Annotated in this window: 15 protein-coding genes; 1 reads left to right on the top strand and 14 read right to left on the bottom strand. The window is 37.2% G+C overall.

Annotated elements, in window-relative coordinates; genetic code table 11:
- Window positions 1-11: 11 nt before the first annotated feature.
- Window positions 12-770 (bottom strand): GntR family transcriptional regulator, encoded by a 759-nt coding sequence (locus ACNHOZ_RS18445; RefSeq protein ID WP_049164277.1) that lies wholly within the window; start codon window positions 768-770, stop codon window positions 12-14.
- A gap of 234 nt (window positions 771-1,004) precedes the next feature.
- Window positions 1,005-2,864 carry an N-acetylmuramoyl-L-alanine amidase gene (locus ACNHOZ_RS18450; protein WP_221833443.1) on the bottom strand — a complete coding sequence of 620 codons (1,860 nt, stop codon included), beginning with the start codon at window positions 2,862-2,864 and terminating at the stop codon, window positions 1,005-1,007.
- 480 nt (window positions 2,865-3,344) lie between these two features.
- On the opposite strand from ACNHOZ_RS18450, the gene ACNHOZ_RS18455 reads away from it, so the two are divergent.
- A complete protein-coding gene (locus ACNHOZ_RS18455) occupies window positions 3,345-3,725 on the top strand; it encodes a plasmid mobilization protein (protein WP_028413582.1) in 381 nt (126 codons plus the stop codon).
- Window positions 3,726-3,781: 56 nt separating this feature from the next.
- On the opposite strand, the gene ACNHOZ_RS18460 is transcribed toward ACNHOZ_RS18455, so the two are convergent.
- From ACNHOZ_RS18460 to ACNHOZ_RS18515, 12 genes are all read right to left on the bottom strand, one after another.
- On the bottom strand, window positions 3,782-3,961 hold the full coding sequence (locus tag ACNHOZ_RS18460) for a hypothetical protein (RefSeq protein WP_025752091.1): 180 nt from the start codon (window positions 3,959-3,961) through the stop codon (window positions 3,782-3,784).
- A 97-nt stretch (window positions 3,962-4,058) separates the two neighbouring features.
- Complete coding sequence (locus tag ACNHOZ_RS18465) at window positions 4,059-5,060, bottom strand: N-acetylmuramoyl-L-alanine amidase family protein (RefSeq protein ID WP_048021228.1); 1,002 nt, start codon at window positions 5,058-5,060, stop codon at window positions 4,059-4,061.
- 96 nt (window positions 5,061-5,156) lie between these two features.
- On the bottom strand, window positions 5,157-5,660 hold the full coding sequence (locus ACNHOZ_RS18470) for a hypothetical protein (RefSeq protein ID WP_240962061.1): 504 nt from the start codon (window positions 5,658-5,660) through the stop codon (window positions 5,157-5,159).
- A gap of 168 nt (window positions 5,661-5,828) precedes the next feature.
- Entirely contained in the window at window positions 5,829-7,151 is a 1,323-nt protein-coding gene (locus ACNHOZ_RS18475) for an LLM class flavin-dependent oxidoreductase (RefSeq protein WP_048021231.1), read from the bottom strand.
- A gap of 1 nt (window position 7,152) precedes the next feature.
- Window positions 7,153-7,875 carry a riboflavin kinase gene (locus ACNHOZ_RS18480; protein WP_048021233.1) on the bottom strand — a complete coding sequence of 241 codons (723 nt, stop codon included), beginning with the start codon at window positions 7,873-7,875 and terminating at the stop codon, window positions 7,153-7,155.
- A gap of 165 nt (window positions 7,876-8,040) precedes the next feature.
- Window positions 8,041-8,814 (bottom strand): amino acid ABC transporter ATP-binding protein, encoded by a 774-nt coding sequence (locus tag ACNHOZ_RS18485; protein WP_048021236.1) that lies wholly within the window; start codon window positions 8,812-8,814, stop codon window positions 8,041-8,043.
- Window positions 8,811-9,521: an amino acid ABC transporter permease gene (locus ACNHOZ_RS18490; protein WP_014460395.1), complete on the bottom strand. Its 711-nt coding sequence runs from the start codon at window positions 9,519-9,521 to the stop codon at window positions 8,811-8,813. Before ACNHOZ_RS18490 ends, ACNHOZ_RS18485 begins: the two co-directional genes overlap by 4 nt.
- Before the next feature lie 27 nt (window positions 9,522-9,548).
- Window positions 9,549-10,247 (bottom strand): amino acid ABC transporter permease, encoded by a 699-nt coding sequence (locus tag ACNHOZ_RS18495; RefSeq protein ID WP_033578804.1) that lies wholly within the window; start codon window positions 10,245-10,247, stop codon window positions 9,549-9,551.
- Window positions 10,248-10,321: 74 nt separating this feature from the next.
- On the bottom strand, window positions 10,322-11,143 hold the full coding sequence (locus ACNHOZ_RS18500; protein WP_033578803.1) for an amino acid ABC transporter substrate-binding protein: 822 nt from the start codon (window positions 11,141-11,143) through the stop codon (window positions 10,322-10,324).
- Between the two features lie 69 nt (window positions 11,144-11,212).
- On the bottom strand, window positions 11,213-11,479 hold the full coding sequence (locus ACNHOZ_RS18505) for a glutaredoxin family protein (protein WP_028413591.1): 267 nt from the start codon (window positions 11,477-11,479) through the stop codon (window positions 11,213-11,215).
- Between the two features lie 26 nt (window positions 11,480-11,505).
- The gene (locus tag ACNHOZ_RS18510; RefSeq protein ID WP_048021240.1) at window positions 11,506-12,030 is read right to left on the bottom strand and encodes a GNAT family N-acetyltransferase; all 525 of its coding nucleotides are present in this window, start codon (window positions 12,028-12,030) and stop codon (window positions 11,506-11,508) included.
- 10 nt (window positions 12,031-12,040) lie between these two features.
- Window positions 12,041-12,571, bottom strand: coding sequence for a hypothetical protein (locus ACNHOZ_RS18515; protein WP_028413593.1), 531 nt, complete (start codon window positions 12,569-12,571; stop codon window positions 12,041-12,043).
- Window positions 12,572-12,873: the final 302 nt, after the last annotated feature.

The following is a 12,873-nucleotide window of genomic DNA, read 5'->3' on the forward strand; positions in this document are numbered from 1 at the left end:
GTTCAGCTTTCTTATATTCTTTCGTATTTTACCTCTACTGTAAACTTGTTTAAATCTCCACGGTAACGCCCTATAGAATACTCAAAAGGCTGAGAATCTTTTTGAAAAGCCGTTGTTTTTGTAATTTGAACAGCAGACATCGGAGGAATATTTAAAGCGCCAGCGTCCTCACTCGTAGCATTAACAGCCTCTATTACACGCTTAGCATGACTGATATGAAATCCATATTTTAATTCAAGCGTCTTGTACAAAGACTGAACCTCTAAATCTTCATCAAGCAGACCCGATGCAAGAGATGCTGGAATATAGGTCGTTACAAGGACGTATGGATCTTCCTCAATATACCTTAGTCGATCAATTCGGTAAAAAAACTGATATTTATCTCCAAAGATCTCTTGAAGAGTGGACGTTTTTTCAACAATCTCTTTATTTAACACTTTTGTTTCAAAGGAAAGTCCTTTACGCTCCATTTCATCTCCAAAACTACTCAAACTTTCCAAAAACATTTGGTCAATCTTCTTTGGTGCAACGAAGGTTCCTCTACCGTGCTCTCTTCTCAAAAAACCTTCAGCCACTAGTTCATTTAAAGCCTGCCTTACAGGTGTTCTACTTATCCCATAAGTATCAATTAGTTCTCGTTCAGAAGGAATCAATTCATCCGGCTTATAAATTCCTTTTTCAATTTTTTCTTTAAGTACTTCTTTCAGCTGAAAGTATAGAGGCAAAGGTCTATTTTTTTCTACCACTATTTTATTTGTATTGTCTATCACAATGCACCTCTTCTAAAATTTATTTCTTTTCTCCATTGTAAGACAAATGAATTAAAAAATAAATTTTATTTACATTCACAACTCATAATGATGTAATTACCAGTTGAATAATCTTATTAAATCACTATAAGGCAATACTGTCAATAAAATTCTGAATTTTTCATAACATTTTATTGAAAGGAAGAGACAAACCCTTTATACACCCTGTCTCTTCCTTTCTTTTAACACTCTATTCTATTGTTTTTTAATCTCTACATCCGAAGCTTTCACAAACGCATAGCGGTGATTAAAATAAATTTGATAATATTCATCTTTTCCCACAATCATTTTGTGATCGTTTTGATTTGTTGTAAAAGTGGGTGCATAGTAATAGTCACTCTTTACTTTTTCTACCCCTACGTACACCTGATCCGGAGAGATTGTATACTGAAGTGGGACCATGTCTTTAACCGGGATATCAGAAGGATAGGCTGAAGCTTCCGGGAAAGCTCCTCCGTACACTTGAATGCTTTCTTTTCCTGCTTTTGGCGTTAATAATATGCCCGTACCTTTACTCGTATTTTGATTATGTGGATTATAAAACCACGCTTTTTGTCCTCCGTACCAAATCGCTGTCCATTCTCCTTTTGTCTCAGCCACTGCGTACGTTTGGCCCGTTACAGCTTTGCTTCCCCAGTCTAACGTTTGTTTCGTTCCTGGCCCTGAAGCGGCAGGCTCATTCAGTAGCGGTGAATCATTGCTAGGAGCTTGATGCAAATACACAAAGTTGGCCGGCTGCTTTGGTGCATCTGATACCTCTGGCTGGTTGTTTTCAAAGACGGGATTAATTGTAACGGCTAGTTTGCTTGTATGCTGGCGCTCGACTGGGCTTCCTACTAAATCCATATAGTGCCCCCAATCCCAAAACGGTCCGGGATCCGAATGCATACCTGATTGAGCCTTAGGAGACAAACCCGGTACCTCGTCATGACCGATAATATGAGCTCGGTCCAATGGAATATGATATTCTTTGGCAAGGTGGCGTACGAGTCTTGCTGAAGAACGGTACATTTCTTCTGTAAACCACGTGGATCCTTCAAGGGCGAACCCTTCATGTTCGATTCCAATACTGTGCGTATTAAAATACCAGTTTCCTGCATGCCATGCTACATCTTTGTTATCAATCATCTGTGCAATGTGGCCATCACTTGAACGTATGACATAGTTTGCAGCTGCTCTGTTAGGGTTAGCAAACAAATCAATGGTTCCGTCATAACTTACTTCTGTATCGTGAATAACAATATAGCGAACATCTGATTTTTGACGATTTGCAATATCATAGTTTCCGTAATCTGAAGGACTTTCGCTGAATTTCCCGTAAAAAGCAGGAATGTATTCACATTTTAAAGATCCCGGACAATCCGCTTTATTCGTATTGGAATTTTCAGCACGAGGAATCGACATATCTATATGTTGAGGAGAAATTTTAAGATGCTGTCCATCTGATGTTGTACGCTCTGCCCCTTTTTCCAGCGTTTCATATACATCATCGGCAAATACTTGAGCGTTTTCTTTATCTTGAGAAGAACTGTAAGCGGCGACTGCGTCGTACCATTTCTGATCAGTAGACGGTACGTTTCCATTTTTGTCTTTTGCAATAAAAGCTAGTACAGCAGCGCCACCGCGAATATTTTGCACAGGGTCATTTTTTAATCTTTCTTTATCTGACTTAAGCAGCTTAGCAGCTAAGGAGAGCGTTTGCTGTTTGTCATATGCTGGTTGTGAAGACGCAGTTCCGTTTCCTTTTCCATCTTCTAAAAAAGGGATGTCTGTTAAATGCATGAGGCCGTATCCCCCGGCTGCGCTAGGTTTCCCATTATGACTTTCCCAGCGCGACTTGTTGTAGGAAATTGCTTTTAAAAGCGAAGCTGGCACACCAAATTCTTTAGATGCTTGTGCAAATGCTAACTCCAAAGAGTCCGACTGATTCTCTGCAGCCTGAGCGACTAGAGGCGCTTGTAGCATATGAATAGGCGTATAACCTGTACATATAACCCCAGCCGCAAGCATGGCTGCCCCTATCTTGTTTAGTTTTAATCGTTTTTTTAGTTTCAAACGTATTCCTCCCCCGTAAAGTATGTAAATGATGTAAATGATGTAAATAAAGACATAATATGACTTTACCTCGTTCTCAACCATTTCGTCTTCTTTCGTTCTATTCCCTTGAGACAATAGTCTAGAAGATTCGACAGAGTTACTAGGAGGAAAGATGTGGTAGGAGGAAAAAATGATAAAAACCATCCCTCTTCTTTAAAGCTGCGCTTTCAAAAATGGTGAGTACAAAGGCGGTATATTCATCCCTTTGGCTGCCTTTTTAATAAAGCAGCAATATTGTAGATAATGACATTATTTCTATAATTCAACTATTACTAAACCAAATTTCTTAATTTACCAGTTTTTTAACAGACTGTACGTTCGACATTTTAGTAACTTTTCACCATAGTTCACCATGGAAAAGGTTGCTATTATTAAAGACAAGAGAATGTTTACATATGATTGAACGCAGCAAGAACTGCTCTTGAAAGGAGATACCTTATGAGAGGACACAGCATTCCAGCAATTAAGTTGAATGAAGAAGAAAAAGAAAAATTAGAGGAACTTATTGAACACTATAATTTAAAACGAACGTCTCTCATTCGAAAATTTATTATGGACGGAAAAGTTAAGCCGCCTTTAATCGGCAAAGAAGCAGGTGTGGAACTATTAGTTAACCTGCGAAAAATTGAGTCTGAGCTAAGCCGGCTAAGCAATAATATGCATCAAATCGCAAAGTATTTACATAAACCAAAAGATAAGCAAAATCATTCACAGAACCTTGAACAAATCCTGTTAGAAATGATGAAAAAACAAAAACATGTGCAAGAAGATGTAGAAACTATTTCAGAGCAGCTTAGCGATCATTTATACGTTAAATAGAGAAAAAACGCTCTTTTCATTTTAGAAAAGAGCGTTTTTTATAAAGAAGTAGGGATTTAAATACTTTTTTTCATGCCGCACTTTGCGCATGTACGGATAAAAATAAAGTCTTTTACTAAGCTTTTAAATTTCACATGTCCACAGTTATCGCATCTGCCTGCAACTTTATCCGGAAACTCCTCATATACATATACTTTTGTTAAATCAATCGCTTCTTGTTGCTCTTCCATTTCCATCACACCTTTATGCATCTTTACGATTCAACTCTTTATATTCTATCAAAAATAAGTAAAATTACTAGGGTGAAAGCTTCAAAAAAACAAGCAGGTTTTTTCACGATGTTTTTATCCGTTCAGCTTTGTACCACCATTTTTCTCTATCTAAAAATGCTTTTACATTCAATATTTTTTTATCGTGAAGTGTAAAGATGGCTACCGCAGCTCCTTCTTTAGAAAAGGTTACCGCTGTTTCTAACTTTTCTTTCGTCACAAACACTTTTAATGTTTCCATATTCTCTTTTGTTAATTCCGCAGTTGTGATAGTTTCTCCTTCAATGATTGTATCTTTTTTTTCAATAAAATGTTCTCCATCAATTATCCAGGCTGCATGCGTTTCACTATCAACTTGAAAGAGGGTATTCTTTTTTAAATAACCTGTTCTCTCTGACATATTGGTATACTTATACGTCTCCTTATCCTCGGTTGTTTTTATCCATAAAGGTTTATATAAAAAAGTAGGCTTTAGAAACCCTTCCTCGTCAGGATCTCCCACAGAATTTGTAGATTTAGGCTCCAAGTTTAAAAACTGCGCAATCCCTTTTGCATATGCCACCCCCATATCTTTTAGAAATTGAGGATTTTTTAAGAGCTTTGCATCGTGTTCTGTATCAATAAACCCAATTTTAGTTAATACAGACGGCATATATGAACGCCTTAACACACTATAATTAGCTAATTTCCTGCCTCGGTTAGAGTAATTGTATTTAGCGAGAACAAACTTCACATGATCGTGAATATCGTTTCGTAACACAATGGTTTGGTTATTTATATTTTTGCTATAAATAAAATCTTCATATCCCGTTTCGCCACCTGAACTTATATGAATAGATAAGTATACATCAGCCCCCCACACATTGGCTTTATTGACCCGTTCATTTAATGACAAAAACACATCGGTTGTACGCGTTGTGCAAAGAGAAAATCCTTGATAGTGAGTAGAAAGAAAAGAGATGATGTACTGTTGAACAGCTAACACTACGTCTTTTTCATATAACCCGCTGGCTACAGCTCCTAGATCTGCCCCTCCGTGACCTGCATCTAAATAAATTTTTTTCATATAACCTGTCTCCTCCTTATCCGTAGCATATGCATGAATAAGCGAAGACGTTTGTTATACAAAACTACTTTTATGTATAAAGCTTTTTGCTATAGCTCATTTAGAAGTCTTTACAACTGATTTACCATAGCTGGTAACATTAAAATATGTATTTGATCCATCGTCTTCATTGATCACAACATCTAAGTCATGAAAATAACGATGAAGTTCTTTTAACAGTGCTTGATCTTTCCTCTGCTCTAGCTGTCCAGCAAGCTTCTCCATATGCTGAAAGTCTTTCTTTAAAACAGAATCTTTTACTTCAATCGTGCCAATGGTATTTTTAATGGCTGCCGCTTCTTCTTGTACGGCAGGCCAGTCTGGGTGCTCAATGGCACTCCACCCCGTCAAATCATTTAGTACGTCATGATGTTCAGCTATAAAATCTTTTGCCTGCTGATCGTTGCTTTCCAGCTTATCAACTTTTTGTTGATTCACTTTAATGGCACTTGCCTTTATACTTTGCTGTGATAAAAAAGGAATTTTTCCGTTTTGGTACAATATCCATCCTGTCGCTCCTCCCCCGACTAAAAGAACGGATAAAGATATCCACATAATCATACGCTTCTTCTTACTTTTATGTCTTTTTTCCATTTGACTCCTTTCCGGGTATTCAAAACCCTTTAGGCCTTATGAACTGAAACGAATAACCTACAAAAATAATTTTACCATATTTTTAATATTAAAAATATTAAAAAAGAGACTCCTTCGAGTCTCTTTTAATCCACTTCAGTTAACTTTCACCTGTGTGTAACGATTTTTAGGAACATTCAATTGCAAGTTACTTCTTAACGTACTCCCTTCGTATTCTGTACGATACAGGCCTCTTTCTTGCAGTATCGGTACGACGTGTTCAACAAAGTCATCTAAGCCATGCGGAACGCTTGAATGAATAATAAAGCCGTCAGCTCCTTTTTCTTCAAACCACTGTTGCATCAAATTAGCGATATGCTCTGGCGTCCCAATAAATTGTGTTTTAGGTGTAGCAATTCGTAGCGCCACTTCTCGCAGTGTCCACTTATGTTTTTTAGCGTTTTCTTTGATTTTATCAGTTGTACTGCGGAAACTATTACTTCCGATATCCCCTAAATCAGGAAACGCCTCGTCTAATGGAAACTGTGAAAAATCAAAATGATCGAAAAAACGTCCTAAATAGTTGAGCGCATGTTCAATTGTTACCAATTGAGCAAGTTCTTCATATTTTCTTTCGGCTTCTTCGGTTGTACTGCCAATGATAGGACCTATTCCCGGGAAAATTAAAAGTTCGTTTTCATTGCGTCCTTGCGCTACGGCTCTTGATTTTACATCTTGGTAAAAAGCTTTCGCTTCTTCTAAATTATCTTGTCCCGTAAACACTGCGTCAGCCGTTTTCGCTGCTAAATCTTTTCCGCTTTCAGAGGAGCCTGCTTGAAACACTACGGGCTGCCCCTGAGCTGAGCGGCCAATATTTAACGGACCTTCTACAGAAAAAAATTCCCCTTTGTGGTGCAAGCGATGCAACTTTTTCTCTTCAAAAAATTGTCCGGTTTCTTTATTTCGAATAAATGCATCATCTTCCCAAGAATCCCATAATCCCTTCGTTACTTCTAGAAACTCTTCAGCTATTCTATAGCGTTTATCATGAGTGGGGTGCTCTTTTCCATAGTTAAGCGCAGATCCTTCCAATGGAGATGTTACAACATTCCATCCCGCTCGGCCGCTGCTAATATGATCAAGTGAAGCAAATTGTCTAGCCACCGTAAACGGCTCGCTATACGAAGTCGATAGAGTGCCAACTAAACCAATATGAGAAGTGACAGAAGCAAGTGCTGATAGAATAGTGAGAGGTTCAAAACGATTCAAAAAATGCGGAAGCGATTTTTCATTAATATATAACCCATCGGCAATGAACACTAAATCAAATTTTCCGTCTTCCGCTTTTTGAGCCTGCTGCTTGTAAAAACCGAAATTAACGCTGGCATCTGACAAAATTTCAGGGTGTCTCCATGCCCCCATGTTTCCTCCCACTCCATGAATAATAGCCCCTAGCTTTAATTGTCTTTTTATTGTCATATTACCATTCTCCTTTTTCATATCCATTCATAAATTCTCGTAGTTGATTGGTCAAACCGCCTGCTCCAAAGCGAAGGACTCCTTCTTTTTCTGTCTTTCTTTCATTTCCTTCCTGTGCAAATTGCAAAAAAGCGATAACGTGAACTCTTCTAGGGTGAATATTTTTAATTCCTTCGTCATAAAACCATTGATCAATTGTATTGTAAATCCCTTTATTAACTCTGAATTGGCTGTGGCACCAATTAAAAAACTGTAGATCAGGCAGATTTAAATATCTCGCTTGCCCTAGCTTGGAAGCTGTATGTTCACTAGATACATAGCCCATATGTTGAAATCTTTGCTTAACTTGTAGTGTATCAGCTTTAATTTGATGTTTTAAAAACTCAATGGAAGGGAACTTTTTCTCACCTCGCACCCGAAAGATAACGTCGCATTGAACTGTCTCTCCATAAATAACGTCGTTAAAATCCAAAATATGAACCTCAAATGTTTTAGATAGTTCCGATCCAAATGTCGGCTTAACGCCTACATTCATAACTCCTATATGTTCAAGTCCCCGCAGATGAACGAGGACACCATACACGCCATTTTTTAATTCCTCATGCTGAGTATCTATATTAGCTGTCGGAAAACCCAAATGTCTTCCTTGCTGCCTTCCAGGTACAACCTGGCCTTTTATAATAAGTTTTTTGCTCGTTTTAGCTTTTAATGCTCCTCGATTCACTACGTTCACCCTTCTTCCCTTAAGTCTAGTAAAAAATAAAAGGTTCTTTGCACAATGCGTGACATTGTGCAAAGAACCTCTAGTGATCTAGTCGGTTTGTTTAATTTGATGATTTTATCATATACTTATTATTCCTATGAGTCAAGTGGGTTTTAAATTAAAATATTAGATTGTTTTTTCATAAACATAAGAGTAAGGCGAATGCGTTGGGTTAATACGCTTGAAAAATTGCTTTGTTCGATCTTCTTTTGGATTTAAAAATATTTCTTCAGGATGACCTTGTTCGACAATCTTTCCTCCGTCCATAAACACCACGTGATTAGAGACTTCACGGGCAAAACTCATTTCGTGCGTAACAATAATCATCGTAATTCCTTCTTCAGCAATTTTACGAATAACAGACAGTACTTCACCCACCAGTTCAGGGTCCAAAGCAGACGTTGGCTCATCAAATAAAATGACTTCAGGATTTAAAGCAAGCGCTCTAGCGATACCCACTCGCTGCTGTTGACCTCCTGATAACTGACTTGGGTACGCATTTGCTTTTTCAGCAAGCCCAACTTTTTCAAGGACGTCTAAACTTCGTTGTTTTGCTTCTTCCTTTGGCAGCTTTTGAACAATAACTAGCCCCTCCATAATATTTTCAATAACGGTTTTGTGTTTAAACAAATTGTATTGCTGAAAAACCATCGTTGTTTTTTGTCGAAGAGTTAAAATATCTTTGCGGTTTGGCTTTTGGCACTGAACCGTAAATTGATCGATCGAAACTTTTCCTTCATCTGCTTTTTCTAAGAAATTAATGCAGCGTAAAAACGTAGTCTTTCCAGAGCCACTCGGCCCTAAAATGGTCACAACGTCCCCTTTTTTAACAATTAAATCAATACCGTCCAATACTGTATGTTGACCAAATGTTTTTTTAATATTTGTTAATGTAATCATACAACCCCTCCTCGATTATAAACCGTTAATTTTCGTTCAAGCAGCGCTGTTATTCCTTCTATTAACATCGTCAGCATCCAATAAATAAGGGCAGCAGCAATATAGGCTTCTAAAAACTTAAGATTATTTGAAGCTACGATATTAGCTGCACCGTTTAACTCTTTTTGTGAGACGATGAATGCGATAGAAGACGTATGCAAAAAGCCGATGAAGATATTGCATAAATTTGGTAAAGATAAAGCAAACGCCTGAGGGAAAACAATTCGTTTCATCGATTGAAAACGATTCATTCCAATGGAATACGCAGCCTCAATTTGTCCTTTTTCTACCGCTAACAAACCAGAGCGAATGATCTCTGACATATAAGCCCCCGCTGTAAAAGACAAAGCGATTAATACAAATACGACAATAGGAATGCTGTTTGCATTGAAGCCCCATCCATAGTAGCTTGATAGTTTATTAATCAATAGCGGGAACCCTAGGTAAATAACCATAATATGAAGAATGGCAGGCGTTCCTCGAAAAAATGATACGTATACGTTGGCAATAGGCGTTATTATTTTTACTGAATTAATTCTCACAGCCGCAACAGCAATACCAATAAGCAATCCGCCTAGTAATGGACCGATGGTAATAAGGAGTGTTAAAGGTAATGCCTTCAAAATTTCTACAAATGCTGTCCATATAAACGGTACGTCAATAATCATGTTTACACCTCTTTTAGTAAGCTCGTTTTATACATGAACAGGCTGATCGTGTTTTTGCAGCTTCTGTTCGGATTTCATAAAAAATTTCTCTAATATAATGGCTACCAAATAATAAATAATGGCAAGTGCAATATATACTTCAACTGCATGAGCCGTTGCTGCGATAATGGTATCTCCTCTTCCCATCATATCCATGACACCAATGGTAAAGGCTAAAGACGTATCTTTTAAGGAACCAATCACAAGGTTTCCAAAGTTAGGAAATGCTACAACGAGAGCTTGCGGCAGCACAATTCGAGTGAACGTTTGTTTTCCGGTCATTCCTACACTATACGCTGCTTCAGTTTGCCCTTTATCTACACTATTAATGGCACCGCGCATCATTTCAGAAAAAGACGCCGCCGTGCTCAGTGAATATGTGATAATCACAAATACCAGCGGAGCCATTCTAGAAACGTCAATATGAATCAATTGTAAGAGGGCAGGTACCCCGTAAAAAACTAAAAATAATTGAATTAAAATAGGCGTCCCCCTCATAAAAGAAATATAAACTGCTGCTAATTGACTTAACACCGGTACTTTATAAATACGAGGCAGGGCAATAAACAATCCCAAGGTACTGCCAATCAAAAGTGAAGCAACCAAAATCCAAATTGTAATATGCAAATAAGATAATAATTGAGGAATAGAGGTGAAAATCAGCTCTATATCAAATGCTTTTCCCATCTTTTTCTCTCCTTTGTTTCCCTCTACAGGTAGCGAAAGGACCCAAGTTCAAGGCTTGGGTCACAGTAAGTGATTTAGTTATTTCCAGCTGCTTTTGTATAATCTTCTCCTAGCCATTTTTTGCTTAATTTTGTCAATGTTCCGTCTTCTTTTATTTCTTTTAGCGCTTTATCAACATCTTTTTGTAAACCTGTTTCATTTTTTCGAAGCATAAAATATACTTTTGAATTTGAAATAGCAGGTCCCACAACTTTTTGCTCTGCGTCCGCTTGCTTATTGACAAAGTCAACTGCAAACGGCGTACTAATTGTAGCGTCCGCACGTCCTGTTTTTAGCTGCGTTTTTGTATCATCAGATCCTTGACCTGAATAAACGATATCAATTTTATTTCCATGTTCTTTGTTATACTTATCGATTAAGTTAGCAGAGTTACTCGTTGCTCCTACAATTACCTTTTTACCGCTCAAATCTTTAATTGATTTAATTGACGTATTTTTTTCATTTACAACTACATGTAGCGGAAAGATATTATAAGGTTCTTTATTAAACAGGAACTTTTGTTTTCTTTCTTCATTCACTTCCATCTGATGGGCGACTAAATCAATTTTGTTGGATTCCAAGCTCAAAAGTAAATTAGAAAAATCCATCGTTTTGAATTCAAACTTATAGTTTGGAAGACGTTTGTCTATTTCTTTAACAAGCTCTACGTCATACCCCGTTAGATTTCCTTTATTGTCAAGAAAGCAAATGTTGGGAAATTGCGTACCCGTTCCCACAATAATTTTTTGCACTTTGTCTTTGCTTGCGTTAGCTGCTGTTTCTTTATTGGGTGTTCCGCAAGCGGCTAATAATAAAAGAAGTGATAAAAAGATAGCTGTCAGCTGTAGTTTTTTCATGTGTTTGGTCCCTCACTATGTCTCAAAATAATTTATTGTTTTAACGAGTTAATAAAATGGATGTTGCAGCTATTTAACGATTGGTGAATAGTCTTCAATCAACTTTTCTATTTGTTCATAATCTTTTTCAATAACTCCTTTAAACTGCCCCTTATCTCCAATTTCAACGACCGGTACATGACGAATACCGTATTTAATTTCAAGTAAATCTCGCAAATAATCTTTTCCTTCTACATCGATACTTTCATATTGATGGCCCTTTTCATGAAAATATGCTTTTAGTTCTTCGCAATGATGACAACCTTTTCGATTCCATAATAAAATTTTTACTGACATGGTTTCTCCTCTTTTCTTTTAAATGATTAATTAGCTTGTTGTAACTCCTTGTGTTTTTCTAACTCATATCTTTCGGGATGTAAGATCTTCCTTAAGAATACGCCTTTTCCTTCTTCTCCTTGATCGACTTCAAAAAAGCGTTCATACCCTTTTCTTTCATACATAGGAATCAGCCATGGGTGTCGATCAGAAGTAGCTAATGTAACAGCAGGAGCCCCCAGTTGATCTCGAATAACCGTTTCTTCAACCCACGTTAAGAGTTTAGAACCTACTCCTTTCTTTTTAAGCAAAGGATCTACCGCAAACCACCATAAGAAAGGCCAGTTCGTTATTTCTTTATACGTTCTTGCTGTAATCGTAGCTACGATTTTTCCATCACTTTCCAGCACGTAGCAGCGGCTGTTTTGAATGTTTTCTTTTACAAGTTGAATCGTTGCCGTCGCAGCAGGAAATTTAATTCCTAGCTTTCGAATCGGCTCATATGCTCGAAGCGTTAAATCCAACAGTTCTTCAGCATCTTCTACGGTAGCTAATCGAAATAATTCACTCATTTTCTTCACCTCATTTTATAAATGTTTGAAGGGATAGATTACCTTTGTAAATCAGCTCATCCACCGCTTCCTTTAAACGACTTTTGGCATTCGCATTGTTAATACCTGTAAAAGAGACGTATTCATGCAGTAGAAAAAGACTGCTGAGCCAGTAAGGTCTACCTAAAAAAGACGCTAAAAGTTTTAAATCATACTTAGCTTTTAGTAAAGAATTCACATTTTCACCAATAAGAATTGGCAGAAGTATTTTTTTATACAATAAATCTTCTGGCAATATTTTTGTTAGCCGTTCAAAAGATTCTACGTATGTTTCATTTACTCCCGATAACAGAACGACAATGCTTTTAGCTTGGTTCATTTTCGAAATAAATGCCTTTACTTCTTTCTGCGCTTCCTGCTTCAAAGCGTGTACATCATGATACGAGATAGCTTCGGCGTGCACTCCTTTTGAGGTTAAGCAAGCTTCTAGCTCATCTTTCACTGAGGCTATTTGTTGATAATTATGAGAGCTTCCGTTATATAAAATACATACATCGCTCACCTTTTCCCCCTCCTTTTTACAGCAAAAAGGCTCCTAGAGTTTCCTCAGGAGCCTTTGGTAGACCAATCAGCTTTAACTGTGTTTTTGATAAAACCGGAGAATGAAGTGAAGTGTCTTTGAAACATACTCACTCAATTCTTATTTATCCAAGTTGTTTTATCGGTTTTTCTATTTGATGATTCAACTATATAGCCTCAAAATGGCAAAGTCAACTTATTTTTCAAAAAATATTTTTCTTTAAAAAAACTCTTTTCATCTGGAAAATCCTTTGCTAAAATTAATCCCAATTATTCTTACCTTTT

Source organism: Priestia sp. D51 (assembly GCF_053345675.1).

What these genes read in the sequence shown, in the direction of transcription:
- ACNHOZ_RS18455 (WP_028413582.1), top strand. Translation starts at nt 3,345, where the DNA reads ATGAGAGGACACAGCATTCCAGCAATTAAGTTGAATGAAGAAGAAAAA.
- ACNHOZ_RS18460 (WP_025752091.1), bottom strand. Translation starts at nt 3,961, where the DNA reads ATGGAAATGGAAGAGCAACAAGAAGCGATTGATTTAACAAAAGTATAT.
- ACNHOZ_RS18465 (WP_048021228.1), bottom strand. Translation starts at nt 5,060, where the DNA reads ATGAAAAAAATTTATTTAGATGCAGGTCACGGAGGGGCAGATCTAGGA.
- ACNHOZ_RS18470 (WP_240962061.1), bottom strand. Translation starts at nt 5,660, where the DNA reads ATGATTATGTGGATATCTTTATCCGTTCTTTTAGTCGGGGGAGGAGCG.
- ACNHOZ_RS18475 (WP_048021231.1), bottom strand. Translation starts at nt 7,151, where the DNA reads ATGACAATAAAAAGACAATTAAAGCTAGGGGCTATTATTCATGGAGTG.
- ACNHOZ_RS18485 (WP_048021236.1), bottom strand. Translation starts at nt 8,814, where the DNA reads ATGATTACATTAACAAATATTAAAAAAACATTTGGTCAACATACAGTA.
- ACNHOZ_RS18490 (WP_014460395.1), bottom strand. Translation starts at nt 9,521, where the DNA reads ATGATTATTGACGTACCGTTTATATGGACAGCATTTGTAGAAATTTTG.
- ACNHOZ_RS18495 (WP_033578804.1), bottom strand. Translation starts at nt 10,247, where the DNA reads ATGGGAAAAGCATTTGATATAGAGCTGATTTTCACCTCTATTCCTCAA.
- ACNHOZ_RS18500 (WP_033578803.1), bottom strand. Translation starts at nt 11,143, where the DNA reads ATGAAAAAACTACAGCTGACAGCTATCTTTTTATCACTTCTTTTATTA.
- ACNHOZ_RS18505 (WP_028413591.1), bottom strand. Translation starts at nt 11,479, where the DNA reads ATGTCAGTAAAAATTTTATTATGGAATCGAAAAGGTTGTCATCATTGC.
- ACNHOZ_RS18510 (WP_048021240.1), bottom strand. Translation starts at nt 12,030, where the DNA reads ATGAGTGAATTATTTCGATTAGCTACCGTAGAAGATGCTGAAGAACTG.